The sequence below is a fragment of the Streptomyces sp. NPDC088194 genome, from assembly GCF_040702025.1.
Lineage (GTDB): Bacteria > Actinomycetota > Actinomycetes > Streptomycetales > Streptomycetaceae > Actinacidiphila.
The window spans coordinates 34,951-52,119 of the sequence record NZ_JBFBIV010000043.1 but is presented as its reverse complement, the minus strand read 5'-3'; the positions used below and the strand labels follow the sequence as shown (position 1 = coordinate 52,119).

15 protein-coding genes are annotated in these 17,169 nt (G+C 70.5%); 11 read left to right on the top strand and 4 right to left on the bottom strand.

Annotated elements, in window-relative coordinates:
• Nucleotides 1-95: 95 nt before the first annotated feature.
• Nucleotides 96-1,589: an MFS transporter gene (locus AB0399_RS23450; RefSeq protein WP_366412669.1), complete on the bottom strand. Its 1,494-nt coding sequence runs from the start codon at nt 1,587-1,589 to the stop codon at nt 96-98.
• 352 nt (nt 1,590-1,941) lie between these two features.
• Complete coding sequence (locus tag AB0399_RS23445) at nt 1,942-2,565, bottom strand: isochorismatase family cysteine hydrolase (protein ID WP_366412668.1); 624 nt, start codon at nt 2,563-2,565, stop codon at nt 1,942-1,944.
• Between the two features lie 181 nt (nt 2,566-2,746).
• Here AB0399_RS23445 and AB0399_RS23440 point away from each other — a divergent pair, with 181 nt between their 5' ends.
• Entirely contained in the window at nt 2,747-3,190 is a 444-nt protein-coding gene (locus AB0399_RS23440; RefSeq protein WP_366412667.1) for a MarR family transcriptional regulator, read from the top strand.
• Between the two features lie 366 nt (nt 3,191-3,556).
• Here the strand turns inward: AB0399_RS23440 and AB0399_RS23435 are convergent, their stop codons facing one another.
• Both AB0399_RS23435 and AB0399_RS23430 read right to left on the bottom strand, forming a co-directional pair.
• Nucleotides 3,557-3,820 carry a hypothetical protein gene (locus AB0399_RS23435; RefSeq protein ID WP_366412666.1) on the bottom strand — a complete coding sequence of 88 codons (264 nt, stop codon included), beginning with the start codon at nt 3,818-3,820 and terminating at the stop codon, nt 3,557-3,559.
• 77 nt (nt 3,821-3,897) lie between these two features.
• A complete protein-coding gene (locus AB0399_RS23430; protein WP_366412665.1) occupies nt 3,898-5,184 on the bottom strand; it encodes an amidohydrolase family protein in 1,287 nt (428 codons plus the stop codon).
• Between the two features lie 285 nt (nt 5,185-5,469).
• On the opposite strand from AB0399_RS23430, the gene AB0399_RS23425 reads away from it, so the two are divergent.
• The 10 genes from AB0399_RS23425 (at nt 5,470) to AB0399_RS23380 (ending at nt 17,120) form a co-directional block, all read left to right on the top strand.
• The gene (locus tag AB0399_RS23425; RefSeq protein WP_366412689.1) at nt 5,470-6,702 is read left to right on the top strand and encodes a thiolase family protein; all 1,233 of its coding nucleotides are present in this window, start codon (nt 5,470-5,472) and stop codon (nt 6,700-6,702) included.
• A 120-nt stretch (nt 6,703-6,822) separates the two neighbouring features.
• Nucleotides 6,823-7,344: a MarR family transcriptional regulator gene (locus tag AB0399_RS23420; protein ID WP_366412664.1), complete on the top strand. Its 522-nt coding sequence runs from the start codon at nt 6,823-6,825 to the stop codon at nt 7,342-7,344.
• 71 nt (nt 7,345-7,415) lie between these two features.
• Nucleotides 7,416-8,090 (top strand): GntR family transcriptional regulator, encoded by a 675-nt coding sequence (locus AB0399_RS23415; RefSeq protein ID WP_366412663.1) that lies wholly within the window; start codon nt 7,416-7,418, stop codon nt 8,088-8,090.
• Nucleotides 8,091-8,154: 64 nt separating this feature from the next.
• On the top strand, nt 8,155-9,327 hold the full coding sequence (locus AB0399_RS23410) for a thiolase family protein (RefSeq protein WP_366412662.1): 1,173 nt from the start codon (nt 8,155-8,157) through the stop codon (nt 9,325-9,327).
• 8 nt (nt 9,328-9,335) lie between these two features.
• Nucleotides 9,336-9,758, top strand: coding sequence for an OB-fold domain-containing protein (locus tag AB0399_RS23405; protein ID WP_366412661.1), 423 nt, complete (start codon nt 9,336-9,338; stop codon nt 9,756-9,758).
• On the top strand, nt 9,755-10,564 hold the full coding sequence (locus AB0399_RS23400) for an enoyl-CoA hydratase/isomerase family protein (RefSeq protein WP_366412660.1): 810 nt from the start codon (nt 9,755-9,757) through the stop codon (nt 10,562-10,564). The genes AB0399_RS23405 and AB0399_RS23400 overlap by 4 nt, the downstream gene beginning before the upstream one ends.
• A complete protein-coding gene (locus AB0399_RS23395; RefSeq protein WP_366412659.1) occupies nt 10,561-12,960 on the top strand; it encodes a CoA transferase in 2,400 nt (799 codons plus the stop codon). Before AB0399_RS23400 ends, AB0399_RS23395 begins: the two co-directional genes overlap by 4 nt.
• Nucleotides 12,941-13,849: an alpha/beta hydrolase gene (locus tag AB0399_RS23390; protein ID WP_366412658.1), complete on the top strand. Its 909-nt coding sequence runs from the start codon at nt 12,941-12,943 to the stop codon at nt 13,847-13,849. The genes AB0399_RS23395 and AB0399_RS23390 overlap by 20 nt, the downstream gene beginning before the upstream one ends.
• A 52-nt stretch (nt 13,850-13,901) precedes the next feature.
• Nucleotides 13,902-15,539, top strand: a complete 1,638-nt coding sequence (locus AB0399_RS23385) for an NAD(P)/FAD-dependent oxidoreductase (protein WP_366412657.1) — start codon at nt 13,902-13,904, stop codon at nt 15,537-15,539.
• A 6-nt stretch (nt 15,540-15,545) separates the two neighbouring features.
• The gene (locus tag AB0399_RS23380) at nt 15,546-17,120 is read left to right on the top strand and encodes a class I adenylate-forming enzyme family protein (RefSeq protein ID WP_366412656.1); all 1,575 of its coding nucleotides are present in this window, start codon (nt 15,546-15,548) and stop codon (nt 17,118-17,120) included.
• Nucleotides 17,121-17,169 lie beyond the last annotated feature (49 nt).

Genomic DNA, 17,169 nt, shown 5'->3' with positions numbered 1-17,169 from the left:
CGCCGGCGGCCGTCGTCGCGATCGCACCAAACCTGGTCGGGCAACGGGTCGCGCCGCCGCTGCCGTGCGTGTCGGTCGGACGGCCGCCGGTGCGCTCACTTGGCCGAGGGCTGGTGGGGCTGGAGCCGGGTCGCGGTGTGCTTGCCGTGGGGTGACGAGGTCCTCGGGGCCTTCAGGGCCCGGTCGAGGACGGTCAGCACCAGGACGACGACGCTGACGCCGGCGAGGATGACGGCGACCACGTGCAGGCCGGAGTCGGAGACGTTGTGCCGGAAGACGATCCCGGTGATCGTCGACGAAGCGGTGGAGCCGAGGTACCCGACGGTACGGAACAGCCCGGCCGCGGTTCCCACCTGGTCGGCGGGGGCCTGGACGTAGAGCGCGGTCTGGTTGGACACGCTGGTGCCGCCCAGCGCGATCGCGAACAGCAGGGTGACGCCGATGATGGCCACGATGGGCGTCTGGGAGCTGAACATCATGACCGCGCCCGAGGCCAGGACCAGGCACGCGGCGCCGAGGATCAGCGGACCGCGGACGAGGTTGCGAGCGGCGATCGGCCGCGACACGACCGCGGCGACGATGCCCATGGGAAGCAGCGCCAGTCCGGCGTCGATGGTCGACAGACCGTGGGCCACCTCCAGCCACTGGGTGATGCCGTAGAGCACGGTGTAGCAGGCCAGCAGCGTCAGCGCGCAGCGCAGATAGGTGCGGCTCAGCGGCAGGTTGGAGGCGAACAGGCGGAAGTCGATGAACGGCGTGGCCGCCCGCAGCTCCCAGAACACGAGCGCGCCGCCCAGCGCGACCGCGATCACCAGGGGAATCCAGTCCATGGTGGGCAGCGCCAGCAGGAACACCAGCAGGGAGCTCATGGCGCCGCCGAAGAGCGCGATGCCGGTGACGTCGATGCGGCTCGCCAGCACGCGCAGCGGCAGGCGGTCCAGGGGTTCGTCCTTGGGAACCCACGCCATCGTCAGCACCAGGGCGAGAAGGGCGATCGGGAGATTGACCAGGAAGGCCGAGCGCCAGCCGAACGCCGCCAGCAGGACGCCGCCGATGGGCGGGCCGATGGCGACCGTGACCGTACCGGCGATGGACAGGCCGCCGAGCACTCCGCCCGGTGGCTGGCTCATCCCGGCCCAGATCGCGCGGCGACGGATGATCACCATCGCCGCGGGATATCCGGCCGAGGTGCCGACCCCGATGAGGACCCGCGCGACGATCAGCGTCGCCAGGTTCTGGCCGACGCCGCCGACGACGCCGCCGACGAGCACCAGCAGGATGCCGGCGACGAAGATGCGCCGCGGACCGAGCTGCTCGGCGAGCTTGCCGGCGGTCGGTTGGGCGATCGAGCTGGCCAGGTAGAGCGTGGAGACCAGGACCACGGTCCGCCCGACCGACACGCCCATGGCGTGGGCGATGGGCACCAGGCCCGTGGCGATGAGGGAACTGTTGACCGGATTGAGCACCGAGCTCATGAGGAGCGGGGTGACGAACCGCCACGAGTACGCCCTGCGTTGCCGGTCGGCGTCGGGCCCGTCGGCCGCGGCCTCCCCGTGCACGTCAGGTTCCGTTCTCTGTGACGATGACATGGATGTGTCCTTCCACATAGTGATCGCCGCACCGGTGCGGCCGGTTGCCCGCACCTGCTGAGCGGTCTCGATCGCCGGCCCGGCCCGTCCCGTCCTGCCCGAGGTCACCCGGGTGGGGGGCGGTGAGCCGGCCGCCGGCTGAGGGCGCCGGACTGCCCGCGGACGCCGCCGTCAGGTCGCCGGTTCGTGGACACGCAGGGTCCACCGCGTCGGTCGCCGAGTCCTGCTCGGCCACGTCCGCCGTTCGGCATGCCTCCAGGATAGCAAATGGACAGGCTGCCTGTACAGGTGTCCTGTTCAGGCAGCCTGTCCATTAGGTCGGCCGTCCGCCGCGGGAAGCGGCGGGCGCCGATCAGGCGTCGGCGAAGAGCTCGTCCAGTTCCGAGGTGGTGATGATGTCCGCCTGACGGGTCAGGACCTTCTCGATGAGGACCCGGTGCACCTCGTCGTCGGGATCGGCGGTGGCGTCGGAGAGGACGAAGATCCGGTAGTCCTGGTCGGATGCCTCGCGGACGGTGGAGAGCACGACGCCGGCCGTCGAGATGCCGCCCATCACGAGCGTGTCGATCGACTCGTCGCCGAGCAGGGCGTGCAGATCGGTGGTGCTGAAGGCGCCGAAGCGGGTCTTGCGGACGACGATGTCGCCGTCGCGCACCTCCAGGGAGGGGTGGATCGCCAGGGACGGATCGCCGTCGGGGAGCAGCCGTCCCCGCTTCGCCGACGCGAACGCCTTGTGGTGGTGAGGGATCGCGTCGTAGTCCTCCGTCGCGAACGCCACCCGCACGAACACCACCTTCACGTCGTGCGTGCGCGCCCACTCCATGGCGACCTGGGCGCTCTTCAGCAGGGCCTCCGGGTCGGGGACGTGGGTCAGGACGGCGGGTTGGTAGTCCATCAGCATCAGCGCCGTCCGACGGGACGTGACGCTGAGGTCGTCGGCTGACGTGCTCGTCGAAGTGCTCGTGGATTCAGCCACGGGACTTGGCTCCTTCATGTCGCGGATTCATGTCGCAGAGGGGGAACGGCCTGCGCGGTCGCGTAGGGGCGACGGCGCCTTCGGCTCGAATATAACCAGGCTACCTGAACAGATTACCTGAGCATATTTGTGCAGGTGGCCTGGCGGTATGCGCAGGCCGGGGTGGGTACACTTCAGCTTCATGACGGCACCACTTCCCCGCGATGTCGCTCGCCGGCTTCCGCACGCGATGGTTCGGCTGCGCGCACGACTGCGGACGGAGTCCGCTCCGCGGGACACGGAGCTGACGTGGACGTGGCCGCAGATGGCCGTGCTCAGTCGCCTCGCCCAGGACGGGCCGGCCACGATCAGCGAGCTTGCCGTGGCGGAGCACGTCCGCCCCCAGTCGATGGCCGAGACGGTCTCCGCTCTCCTCGCCCAAGGCTGGGTGGTACGCGGATCGGACCCCAAGGACGGGCGGAAGACGCCGATCTCGATCACGGAGAAGGGCGGCAAGCTGATCTCGAGCATCCCGGTCATGCGGGAGACCTGGCTCGAGGCGGCCATCGAGGAGCACCTCTCGCTCGCCGACCGCCGCACGCTGGACCAGGCGGCGCAGATCATGGAGCGCCTCGCCGACAGCTAGCGCCGTGCCGGGCGCCGCGAACCGGTGAACCTCTCCGGCCAGGGCTGGGTCGCGCCGGCCTCTGCCGGCGAACCGCGGGTGCGCGTCGCCCGGTTCGCGCCCCGGTCGCGCCCGACCTCGCGACGGGGGAGTGGGGCCACGCCGTGCGGCCCGGCGCCGTCTGGATGCAGCGCCGGGCTCGTTGCGTTGTCGGGCGGTTGTCGTCGGAACCCGGAACCAGGAGTCCCGTGCCGGGCTCCGACGGCCCGGCGGGACCACTCGGTGGCCGCCCCTCGCCTTCGCGTCGGGGCGGGTGCCGGTCGCCGGTACGGTCTCACCGGTTGACGCTCGGGCCGGCCGACGCTCACGCCGGCCGTGCTCGGAGATCTAGAACCACGGGGTGCGGACACCGAGCCGGCACGGCAGATCCAGCGCTTCCCCGCAGCCGGTGAGCAGCATCCGGGACAACTGCGACTTCGCCTCGACGGTCAGCGCGATCTCGATCACGGTGCTGTCGCGCAGAGCCGGCGGACCGGTGGGTCCGAGGGTCAGGGACAGGCCCCCGCCGATGTCCTGCCGGAGGGTGATCGAGCCGTCGACCAGGCCGGCGATGCTCCCTGACTCGGACGCGTGGTAGGACTCGTGACTCATTCGGGGCCTCCTCGATGGCGCCACGCATGCGCGGTGGGCGTGTTGGCGGATGGCCGGCCGGACCGGGATGGTTCAGGTCAGACGTGGTCCGGCAGGTCGATGTGGTAGACCTTGGCGGCGTTGCCGCCGAGGAGTTTCCTGCGCGTCTCCCAGGGGGCGCCGGTGTCGGCGAAGGTCCTGGCGATGCCGTTCAGGGGCTGGGGGTACAGGCAGGTCGGGTGCGGGAAGTCGGTCTCGAACATGCAGTTGTCGACCCCGACCCGCTCGACGTCCCGCAGCATGGACTCGCCCTCCTCGAACCAGAAGCAGCCGTGGATCTGGCGCCGGAAGTACTCCGAGGGCCTGAGCTTGAGGTGGTCGACGTTGTTCTCGGCGGCCTGGTAGTCCAGGGCCGCGAGGAGGAACGGAATCCAGCCGACACCGGACTCGACGGAGACGATCTTGAGCTTGGGGTGGCGGTCCAGCAGCCCGGAGTAGATGAAGTTGGTGATGATCCGGGAGTTCGTCATGTACATCAGCGACGAACCGACCGCGATCTTCTGGTCGTTGCTCATCGACGGCCACGGACCGGTGCCGCTGTAACTCATCTGCGAGACGCTGGAACCGATGTGGAAGTTCACCGGCAGGTCGAGGGCGGAGATGGCGTCCCACATCGGGGTGTAGGAGGAGTCCGACAGCTCCGGCAGGCCCTGGTTCTGCGGATCGGCGTTGAGGTTGACGCCGCGGATGCCCAGCGCGTGGATGCGCTCGACCTCCGCGACCGCCAGGTCGACGTCCCACCAGGGCACGATCCCCATGCCGAACAGGCGGCCGCCGGACTGCTGTTGCATCTCCACCATGACGTCGTTCCAGATGGTCAGACACAGCAGCCGCAGCTTCGGGTCGCTGATCTTGGCGAAGCCCTGGCCGCCGAAACCGACCGCGTTCGGGTAGATCGTCTGGGCCCAGATGCCGACATCGTCCATCATCGCCAGCCGCGGCTCGACGAACGTCGCACCCGGTGAGACGTCGGTCAGCGGCCACTTGATGAACTCCGAGCCCTTGACCTTCTCGTTGTCCTTGTTGATGACGCTGCCGCCGCCGGCGAACCCCAGCGCGATGTCGTCCTCGACCACCCACACCGGCGACGGCTCGTGGGTGTCGCGGGTCCAGCCCATCGTGGTGTAGAAGTCCGCCTCGTCCAGGAACGACACACGCGGCACGAGGTCCTTGTACTTCGCCGGCGCCCTGGAGGTCCACAGGTCACCGGGTTCGGTCAGGTGGGTGTCCACGTCGATGACCGGGATTCCCTTGATGGCGTCCAGGGACGGGTGGTCACGGCCCACGGGCTGAGCGGGATCGGGTGCTTCCACTGACAGGGGCATGCAAGCGCTCCTTCGTCGTGCGACTACTCCCAGGTCTGCGCAGGCGCTCGGCCACTCCCTCGCCGATCAAGCTGTCTACTAGACATGGCCGAGTACACTTGACATGTCTATCTTATGACATCAGGATGACGCAAGAGGTCGACAACCGGCCCGGCCGGTGTCCACACCGTCCGTCCACCGTCTGTCCGGCGGGCCGTCGAACGCCCCTGGCGGCCGCCACCCCTGAACCCGCTTCTTCCTCCGTGAACCCCACGCCGACTGGGAAGGACCCCCATGCCCCGCATGATGAACGATGCCGTCATCGTCGATGTGGTGCGCACCGCGTCGGGCAAGGGCAAGCCCGGCGGCGCCCTGTCCGGTCACCATCCGGTCGACCTGCTGGCCCTCGTGCTGCGCGCCCTCGTGGAGCGCAACGGCCTCGACCCGGCCCTCGTCGACGACGTGATCGGCGGCTGCGTCTCGCAGGTCGGCCAGCAGGGCGCGAACATCACGCGTACCGCGGTGCTCGCCGCCGGGTTTCCCGAATCGGTGCCCGCGACGACCGTCGACCGGCAGTGCGGTTCCAGCCAGCAGGCCGCGCACTTCGCGGCGCAGGGCGTGCTGGCCGGCGTATACGACGTCGTGATCGCCTGCGGTGTGGAGTCGATGAGCCGAGTCCCGCTCGGCTCCGGCGGTAACGGCGCGGACGGCGCGGCCGGCGTGAAGGGCGCGGACGGCGTGAACGGCGCGGACCGCACCGACACTGAGGACGCCCCCAGCGCACTGCTGGCCACCCGCTATCGAAGCGGCCTGGTCCCGCAGGGGATCTCGGCCGAACTTCTCGCCGCCGGCTGGAAGTTCAGCCGTGAGGAGCTGGACGCGTTCTCGGCCCGCTCCCACCAACGCGCCGCCGCCACGGCGGCGATCGGGGGCTTCGACCACGAGATCCTGCCGGTCGGCGGGCACCTGGTGGACGAGACGGTTCGCCCGGCCACCACGCCGGAAGCCCTGGCGAGGCTCCGACCCGCGTTCTCCGCGACCCCGGGGGCGGAGAAGCGCTTCCCCGAGATCGAGTGGCGTATCACGGCCGGCAACTCCTCACCGCTGACCGACGGCGCCTCCGCCGCTCTGGTCATGAGCGCCTCCGCCGCCTCCCGCCTCGGGCTGCGGCCCCGCGCCCGCTTCCACACCTTCGCCGTCGCGGGCTCCGACCCGCTGCTGATGCTCGACGCGGTCGTGCCGGCCACCCGCAAGGTGCTCTCCCGCGCCGGACTGGCGCTCGACGCCGTCGACGCGTACGAGGTCAACGAGGCGTTCGCCCCCGTCCCCTTGCTGTGGCAGCGGGAGTTCCACGCGGACCCCGGCCGCCTCAATCCGCGCGGCGGCGCGATCGCGCTGGGGCACCCGCTCGGCGCCTCCGGCACCCGGCTGCTGGCCACGCTGGTCAACCACCTGGAGGCGACCGGCGGCCGCTACGGACTCCAGGTGATGTGCGAGGGCGGCGGCATGGCGAACGCCACGATCATCGAGCGTATCTGACGCCACGTCACACGAAGGCTTCCCGGCCGCCCGGCCGTGGATCTCCACCGCAGGACGACGTCCTCGTTCTGCCGGCGCAATGCCACGAACCCAGCGGACAAGACAGCGAGGTGGACACGGATGGCACATCTACCGACCGAGCCGTTGCTGATCACCGACAAGGCCGCCGCGTCACCGCGCGGGGCGGGAAGGCGCACTTCGCTGGCGCCCGCACCGCTTCCTCCCGACGTCGCGCACCGGCTGCCCTGGGCGATGAGCCGGCTGCGCGCGCGGTTGCGGGCCGAGTCCACGCCCAGCGAGGCCCGTTGGACCTGGTCCCAGCTCAACACCCTCAAGCGGATCGCCGACGAGGCTCCCACGACGGTCAGCCGGCTGGCCGAGGCCGAGCACGTCCGGCGCCAGTCGATGGGGGAGACGGTGGCCGCGCTGCGCCGGGAAGGTCTGATCACCAGCGAGCCGGACGCGAGCGACGGGCGCAAGACCCTGATTTCGATCTCGGCCGAAGGGCGCGCACTCCTGTCCCGCATACCGGCGGTTCGCGAGGCATGGCTCGAAGAGGCCATCGCCCAGCAGCTGACGCCGGCCGAATGCCGGATCTTGCTCCAGGCGGCCCGGGTCATGGAACTTCTGGCGGACTCATGAACGCGTCATCGTTGACCCCCTTGTTTGTCAGTCGTACGATGGATTATGTCAGACAAAGTCAGGGGAGCATTGTGGCAACCGAGAAGCTCGATCTGCTCATCGACCGTCCGACCGAGTCGGTCCCGGAGCGGGTGGTGCGCAAGGTGTGCGAGGCGATCGCGGAGGGCTTGCTGCCGCCGGGGCGCCGACTCACCGAACGCGAACTCATGGAACTCACCGGTGTGAGCCGGACCTCCATTCGCGAGGCGGTGCGGCACCTGCACACGCTCGGGCTGGTGGAGACCTCGCCGAGCCGGGGTGTGCGGGTGTCCCTGCTGGGCCATGACGAGGTCCGGGAGATCTACGAGATGAGGGATGTCCTGGAACCGAAGGCGGCCGAACTGTTCACCCTCAGGGCCACCGACGAGGAAGTGGCCGCGCTCGTGGCGAAGGCCAAGCCGGAGTCACCCGAGGGAGGGCGGCTGAAGTCGATCTTCGAGTTCGACCAAATGCTGCTCGACGGCGCCCGGAACTCCTTGCTGAAGGCCTCGCTGGGCGCCCTGCACGTCCGGATTCACGCGCTGCGGAGCCTTTCCGTGACCATTCCCGGTCGCAGGGAGGCGTCCTTCCAGGAGTACCTGGAACTGACCGCGGCCATCGAGGAGCGCTCGCCCGAAAAGGCCGCCGAGGCCGCCCGCCGCCATGTACGGGCCGCGGCGCAGGCGGCAATCGAAGCGGTGGAGCTCATGGAGCAGCACGACTCATAACCCGTATCCACGCGTTGTTTACTCACGCACTTGACGTCCATGCGGCGCCGTGCGGATCAGTGGCATGCGCGACAATCCCCGCCATCAAAGGGGTGAAATGCCAGAGAACATAGCCGATGTGGCTGTAGTGGGCGTTGGCCAGACCAACTTCCGTGAACTGTACGCGAACAAGGACACGCCTCGCGATCTCTACAGCCTTGCGGCAGACGCCTTTCGCGAAGCTCTCGCGGACGCCGGAATCGACAAGAGCGAAGTCGACGGCCTGTTGTGCACGAACCTCAAGTACGGCCGGATGGCCGACGTGCTCGGCATGCACAACGTGCGGTTCGTGCACGACCTCGAGGGCAGCGGCCGGATGAGCGGCATCGCCCTGCAGGAAGCCTGCGCGCTGGTGCGCGCCGGGGTCGCCGACGTGGTCGCGTGCGTCTACGCGACCAACGGGCGCTCCGCGCGCCTGACCTACGGCGGCGAGGAAGCCGGCCCCACCGCCGGCTACGACACGATGTACGGGATGACCTCGCCGGGCGCCTACGTCGGGCTCATGTACCAGCGGTACCGGGAGCTCTACGGCGTTCCGGACGACGGACTTGCGGCGCTGGCGATCAACAACAGGCGCAATGCCGCCCTCAATCCGGTGGCCGTTTTCCAGCAGGAGATCGACCGGGACGAGTACATGGCCGCCCGCTACGTCTCCGAACCGCTCCGCAAACTCGACTACTGCATCATCAACGACGGCGGGGTCGCCTTCATCGTCACCTCGCTGGAGCGCGCGAGGTCGATGCGCAAACCGCCGGTCCGGGTCGCCGGAACCGCCGGAATGAGCAACCTGACCAACTTCTACACCAGCGAGGACTTCTTCGCTTCGGCCTGCAAGGACGTGGCCGGCCGGCTCTACGACCAGACCGGGCTGAGGCCCGATCAGATCGACTGCATGGAGGTCTACGACAACTTCCTGCCCACGATCCTCTTCACCCTGGAGGGCTTCGACCACGCCCCCCGGGGAACCGCGTGGCAGTGGGTGCAGGACGGCCGTATCCGCCGGGAGGGACCGCGCCCCCTCAACACCTCCGGCGGCCACACCAGCGAGAGCTACATGCAGGGGTTCGCGCTGCATGTCGAAGCGGTGCGGCAGGTGCGGGGCGAGGCGGGCGCGCGGCAGGTCGCCGGCTGCGAATCGGTCCAGTACATGTGCGCCTCGCCCATCGTGACGTCGCACGTGCTGACCGTGGACAGGTGAGGTGGGGAATGAAGGTCGAAGCGTACGCCGACTTGCTGCCGGCGATCACACCGACGAACCAGCCCTTCTGGGACGGGTGCGCCGAAGGCGAGCTCCGTCTGCAGTCATGCGACGCGTGCGGCACCCACCGCTTCCCGGACGCGCCGGTCTGCCCGCGATGCCTGTCGGGTGACTTCTCGTGGAAGGCGACCAGCGGGACCGGCCGGCTCTGGTCCTGGGTGCGCATCCATCAGCGTTACCTGGCCGCCTACGCCGACGAGACGCCCTATCTGGTGGCTTTCATCAAGCTCACCGAAGGGCCGTGCATGATCAGCCACCTGGTCGGCGAGCTGCCCGAGAAGTGGCTGGACCATCCGGTGAGGGCGGTCTTCGCACCGGACCCGACCGGCCGGGCCGTGCCGAGGTTCGAGCTGGTCGGGGAGCACCGATGAGCGGGACACATGTCGACGCACTGGTGCGTCACGAGGACCTGGGCGGCGGCGTCGCGCGGGTGACGTTGAACCGGCCGGACAAGCGCAACGCGATGAACCGCGCTGCTCGCGGCGCGCTGCTGGACGCGTTGGACACCTGCGAGGGCACGGCCAAGGTCGTCGTCCTCACCGGTGCCGGGCCCGCCTTCTGCGCGGGGATGGACCTCAAGGAGGCCGCCGAGGACGGCCCCCACGCGGATGCCGTGCTGCCGGGGCGGCGGACGAACTGGCTGACGGTGCAGGAGCGTATCCACGACCATCCGGCGATCGTGATCGCGGCGGTCAACGGGGCCGCGCTCGGCGGCGGGCTGACCTTGATCAACTCCAGTGACCTGGCGATCGCCGCCGAGGACGCCCCGATCGGTATGCCGGAGGTGGGCTTCGGGATCTATCCGGGGCTGGCCGGCCCGTCCACCCAGCTGAGGCTGGGCCACAAGCGGGCGGCCTGGATGGTGTTGACGGCTGATCGGATCGACGGCCGGACCGCGGCGGAGTGGGGGCTGGTCAACCAGGCCGTTCCCGCTGACCGGCTGGAGGACGCGGTGACGGCGTTGGCCCGCGGGATCGCGCGGCACGACGCCGTCACGCTGGAGTGGTCCAAGCGGGCGCTGCACCAGATCCCGGCGCACATCTCCGACTGGAGCGCCGCGCTGCGTTACGGAGAGAGTGTCAGGGCGCAGATCCAGGTGCGCTCCGATGTCCTCGACGACGGTCACGCGATGCACCAGCGGGCCGTGCACGGCGCCTCCGCGGAGGTGCCGCGATGAGCGACGACCGACACCCCCGGCACGCCGGCGTCTCGCCGTTGCGCGTCGTGGAGTTGACCACCGGCATCGCGGGACAGGCATGCGGCCGGCTGTTCGCGGGCCTGGGCCACGACGTGCTGCGGTGCGAGCCGGCGGGCGGTGACCCGCTGCGTACCCAGGCGCCGTTGGGCGAGGACGGGACCGGATGCACGTTCTCCGCGCTGAACGCGGGCAAGCACAGCACCGCGATCGACGTCGGGACCGAAGCCGGCCGCGTACGGCTGTCCGGTCAACTCGCCGACGCCGACGTGCTGATCACCGACATGGGGCCGGGCGCGGCGGACGCGATGGGCCTGTCCGCGGCGCGGCTGCGGGCGACCTGGCCGCATCTGGTCGTGGTCTGGCTCACCCCCTACGGCCTGGACGACGACCGGTCCGACGGCTACGGCGACAGCCTGCTCGCCGAGAGCTACGGCGGGCTGGCCTGGATGATCGGCGAACCGTCCCGGTCTCCGCTGAGCCTGGGCGGGGAGCAGGCCGCGCACGCCTCGGCGTTCGTGGGTTTCTTCGGGGCGATGCTGGCGCTGTACCGGGGCGGAGACCTGGGCGAGGTGGTGGACGTGGCGCTGTGCGACGTCGTCGCCTACCTGGACTGGAAGAGCACGGTCAGCCACGCGCACGGCGGGCCCCTGCCCACCCGGACCGGGGCGAGCACCGGGCTGTGGCGGATCGTGCCGGCCGCGGACGGCTGGATCGGCGTGATCTTCCAGCCGGACCAGTGGGACGCGGTGGTCGCCCTCGTCGACGATCCCGCCCTGGCAGACCCCGAACTGCGGCACCAGGCCACGCGGTTGGCCGAGCCCGAACGGTGGTGGCCGGTGGTCGAGGCCTGGGCGGCGCGGCTGCCGAAGCAGGAGGTCTACCGGCGCGCGCAACGCCTCGGGCTGCCGTTCGGCTACAGCGCCGACATCGCCGACCTGAGCATCGATCCGCAGTTCCGGGCGCGGGGATTCCTCGCGGAGACCGCCGAGGGCCGAGCCCTGCCGATCAGCCCGCTCGCGCGATCCGCGCGACCGCCTCGTGCGGAGGCCGGGATACCGCGGTCAGGTGACGACGTCCCGCCGCACGCGGGGCATGCTCGGCGCGGCGCGCCGCCGGCGCCCGATGCGGCGCCGCTGGAGGGCCTGGTGGTGCTGGACCTGGGCACGATCACGGCCGGCGCGGCCACCGCCCGCCTGCTCGCCGACTACGGTGCGACGGTCATCAAGATCGAGGCACCGGATCGGCCCGACGCGTTCCGCGTCTGGTCGGCCAGCGGCCCGGGCGCGACCGGTGCGACGTCACCGCTGTTCGCCTCGAACAACGCGGGCAAGCTGGCCGTCACCCTGGATCTGAAGTCCGACGCGGACCGCGCGGAGATGACCCGGCTGGTCGCCGACGCCGACGTGCTGGTGGAGAACTACACCGTCGGTGTCACCGAACGGCTGGGCATCGACCACGCGAGCCTGCACGCGATCAACCCGCGGCTGGTCTTCGCCTCGCTCTCCAGCCAGGGGCAGTCGGGGCCGGACGCGCACGGCCGGTCCTACGGTGCGACGCTGGACCTGCTGTCAGGGCTGGCCTCGGTGACCGGCTACCGGGGCGGCGGGCCCTGCTGGTCGTCGGCCGACGTGAACTATCCCGACCAGCTGGTCTCGTTGATGGCCGCGGGCATGATCGTCCACTGCCTGCACATGGGCCTGCGCGGCGAGCACCTGGACGTGTCCCAGCGCGAGGTCGTCAGCTGGACCCTGGCCGACCGCATAGCCGAGTACGCCGACACCGGGCGGATTCCCGCACCCGAGGGGAACCGCCGCCCCGGGCGTACCCCGCACGACGTCTATCCCTGTGCCGACCTGGGCCGTTGGGTGGCGATCGGCTGCCACCGCGACATCGAACGCGCCTCGCTCGCGGCCGTGCTCGGCCGGCCGAGCTGGGTGAGGCGGCCCTTCAGCTGGTGGCAGGACCACGCCGACGAGGTGGACCAGGTCATCGCCCGGTGGACGGTCCGCCGCTCGCGGGCGCACTGCGTGAGCGACCTGACCGAGGCAGGAGTGCCCTGCGCACCGGTGAACACCGCGGCCGACCGGGAGCACGACCCGCGTTTCACGAACCGGCGGGTCTTCCTGGACGACCCGCCCCGCAAGGGCTTCCCGATGCGGCTGCTGGGCTACCACCCGCCGGACCCGGGCCCGGCCCCGGACATCGGACAGGACAACGCGACCCTCCTGGCCGGCGCGCGAGAAGCCGGCACCGGGGACCGGGACGGGCACCACCGCCGTACCGCTCCCCACGACACCAGCGAGCAGGGCGCCGTGCCCGAGGCGGCCGCCGAAGACGGCACGGAAAGAGACCCTCATGCCCAGCCCGGAGTCTGATGCGCTGCGCGCGCACTACCAGGACATGGCCCAGCGCATGGCCGCCGATCCCGGTATGCCGCTTCCCGCACGGCGGGCCCTGTTCGAGGAACTCCACGCCCGGGCCGCCGAACCCACCGACGTGACCTACGAGGAGGTCACCGCCGGCTCGTGCCGGGCCCTGTGGTGCGACCCGCTGCGGGCCGCCACCGATCGCGTCCTGCTCTACCTGCACGGCGGCGGGTTCGTGACCAACTCGGCCGACAGCCACCGCAAACTGGCCGGGCACCTGGCCAAGGCCACGGGCGCCCGAGCGCTCGTCCTGGACTACCGGCGTGCCCCCGAACACCCCTACCCGGCGCAGATCCAGGACGCGGTCGGCGCGTACCGCTGGCTGCTCGGCCAGGGATACGCGCCCGGCCACATCGCGTCCGTGGGCGACTCCGCGGGCGGCAGCCTGGCCACCGCCACCGTCCTCGCGCTGCGGGAGAAGGGCGTGCCGCTGCCGGCGGCGATCGTCGCGGTCTCACCCGCGTACGACCTCGAAGCGACCGGTGACAGCATCGAGGCCAACCGGGACAAGGACGCGATCCTCTCCGCGTCGCCGCTGGACAAGACCGCGATGTTCCTGGGCGGGCACGGCTCCGTGAAGGACCCGCTGGCCAACCCCCTGTACGCGGACCTCACCGGTCTGCCACCCCTCTACCTGTCCTGCGGCACCCACGAGATGTTGCAGGACGACGCCGTCCGCTTCGCCGCACTGGCCGTGAAGGCCGGTGTGAGCGCCACTCTCGACATCAACGAGGGCATGCAGCACGTGCACCTCTACATGGCAGGCAGGGCCCCGGAGGCCGACGCCACCATCGCCGCGATCGGAGCCTGGCTCCGCCCGCGACTCGGACTGCTCTGACGGTCCGGTCGCGCACCGCTGCCCCCCTCGTACCCGGAAGGTGAAGATCAGTATGTCCACCCCCAGCAACACTCCGTCCAGCGACGCCGGCGGTTCCGCGGTCGACGTCGACGTCCTCATCGTCGGGGCCGGTTTCGCCGGCATCCGCACGCTCTACGAAACCCGCCGGCTCGGCCTGACCGCCCGGGTGCTGGAGACCGGCGGCGACGTGGGCGGCACCTGGTACTGGAACCGGTACCCGGGAGCGCGTACGGACAGCGAGTCCTGGGTGTACGCGTTCTGCTTCTCCCAGGAGCTGCTCGACGAGTGGTCGTGGAGCGAGCGCTACCCGGGCCAGCCCGAGGTGGAGCGCTACCTGCGCCACGTGGTCGACCGTTTCGACCTGCGCAAGGACATGCGGTTCGACACCCACGTCGTCTCCGCGGTCTTCGACGAGGCCACCGGGACCTGGGTGGTGACCACCGGGGCGGGGGAGACCTACCGCGCGACGTATCTCGCGACGGGCCTGGGCCACTCGTCCTTCCCGTACCGGCCCCCGTTCCCGGGCCTGGACGGCTTCCGGGGCGAGTGGCACCAGTCCGCGCGGTGGCCGCGGGAGGGCGTGGACTTCCGCGGCAAGCGCGTCGCGTTGATCGGCACGGGTGCCACCGGTATCCAGCTGGTCCCCGAGATCGCCGCGCAGGCGGAGCATCTGACGGTCTTCCAGCGCACCCCGAACTGGGTGCTGCCGGCCCGCAACCACGCCCTGGACGAGGAGGCGTGGCGCGGGATACGGGCGGAGTACGACACCATCTGGCAGAAGGTGTTCGCGCAGAACTTCGCGCTGCCCTACGACTCGGCCCACCGCGTCGCGAAGGACGTCTCGCCGCAGGAGCAGCAGGAGATCCTGGAGCGCGGCTACCGGATCGGCCACTTCCAGTTCCTGTTCGAGACCTTCGACGACGTCCTGGTCGATGAGACGACCAACGAGCTGGTGTGCGAGTTCCTGCGCGGCAAGATCCGGGAGACGGTGAAGGACCCGGTCACGGCCGAGTTGCTGTGCCCTAGGTACCCGCTGCTGGCGAAGCGGCCGCCGTTGGGGACGCTCTACTACGAGTCGTTCAACCGTGACAACGTCTCGCTGGTCGACGTGTCGCGTAAGCCGATCGTGGACGTGACCCCGGACGGCGTGCGGACGGCGGAGGCCGACTACCCGGTGGACGTCATCGTCTTCGCGACCGGGTTCGACGCGGTGACCGGCAGCTATCACACCCTCGACATCGTCGGGCGGGACGGGGCCCACCTGAGGGACAAGTGGCAGGACGGCCCGCGGACGAATCTGGGTGCGATGGTCGACGGGTTCCCGAACCTCTTCGTGGTCGACGGGCCGCACGTGCCGTTCGCGAACATCCCGGCTGTCGTGGACCGGGAGGTGCGGTGGATCGGGCGGACGCTCGCGCAGATGCGGGAGGACCGGTACACGGTCATCGAGCCGACCGCGGAGGCGGTCGACAAGTGGACGGACCTGATGGCCGAGCTCCTTCAGGGCACGCTGCTGGCGAAGGGCGCCGACGTCCACGCGTGGTTCCTGGGCGGGAACATACCGGGCAAGCCGATCGTGGCGATGAACTACCACGGCGGCGCCAACAACTACTTCGCGGCTCTCGACGCGGAGATCGACGCCGATTACCCCGGTTTCACCCGCCGGTAGCCGACGATGAACATTCTCCACGCGATCGATCGCGTCGCCCGGCGTCACGGCGGTGCCGTGGCGCTGCGGTGCGGCGCCTCCACCCTGGACTACAGGGCTCTGCTCGGTATCGCGTCCGGTTTCGCGGGTCATCTGGTCCGGGGTGGGTTGCGGCCCGGGGACCGGGTCGGGGTGTTCATGCACAACGAACCGGAGTACTTGCCGGCGCTGCTGGGCATCTGGAAGGCCGGTGGTGTCGCGGTCCCGTTGAACTACATGTTCACGGCGTCGACGCTGGCGCACGCGGTCCGGGACTCGGGGGCGTCGTGGCTGGTGACGCTCGCGTCGGATGCCAGCCGGCTGCTTGGCAGCGTCGACTCGGTCGCGCCCGAGCACGTCGTGACCGTCGGTACGGCCGCTGGTCCTGGCGCGGGGGTGTGTTTCGGTGAGGCGATCGCCGGTGACCGGTTGGAGGCCACCGTTCCCCGGTTGGACCGCGATGACGCGCTGCTGATGTACACCAGCGGTTCCACGGGTGTGCCCAAGGGGGTGCGCCTGACGCACCGCAACGTGGCCGCGGAGTGCGAGGCGGTGGTGGACCTGTGGGATCTGGGGCCCGAGGACCACGGTCTGGTGGCCACCCCGCTGTTCCACGTGGGCGGCCTGTGCTGGGCGGCGCTTCCGCTGTTCCTGGCCGGCGGCAGTGTCACGCTGCGGCGCTGGAACGCCGCGGGCTGGCTCGACGACGTCCAGGCGCTCAGGCCCACGGTGGCGACGCTGGTGCCCACGATGATGATCGACATCGTCAACCTGCTGGGCACCGGGCAGCGGGAGTTGGACTCCTTGCGGATCTGCGGGATCGGGGGCTCGGCGCTGCCCGAAGCACGGTTGCGGGCGTTCACCGAAGCGGTGGGGGTCGTCCCGGTCAATGCCTACGGGCAGACCGAGCAGTGCGGCCTGGCGATCACCCAGCATCCGGGCCGGCCGCGCCAGGAGGGCTCGTTGGGCCGGCCCTTGGAGCCGATCGTCGAGTGGCGGATCGTCGACACCGCGACCGGCCGCGCCGCCGCCCCTGGCGGTGTCGGCGAACTCCAGGTGCGCGGGGACGCGGTGGCGGCCGGGTACTGGCGGCTGCCGGAGGTCGACAGGCAGCGGATCGTCGAGGGCTGGTTGCGCACCGGTGACCTGGTCCGTCAGGGCGAGGGCGGTGACCTGTTCTACGTCGAGCGCATGGACGACATGATCATCAGCGGTGGGGAGAACGTCTACCCGCAGATGGTCGAGGGTCATCTGCAGGGGTGTCCGCTGATCGCGGAGGTCGCCGTGATCGGGACCCCGCACGAGCGGTTCACCCAGCAGGTCACCGCGATCGTGCGCCCGGTCCGCCCTGACGTGACCGCGCGGGACATCGCGGACTTCTGCGCGGGCCATCCCGATCTGCGGGGACTGCACCGGCCGCGCCGGATCGAGATCGTCACGCAGATCCCGCGCACGGGCAGCAACAAGATCGACCGTCAGGCGCTCAAGGCCGCCTTCTCCACGCCGACGGCAGCCGAGAAGGCGGTGCCGGTCGGGCGGCACCGCCAGGCCCGTCGCGTATGACGTGCGCGGCCGACCGGGCACGGCCGAGCGCGGCCGGCCGGCCACGGCC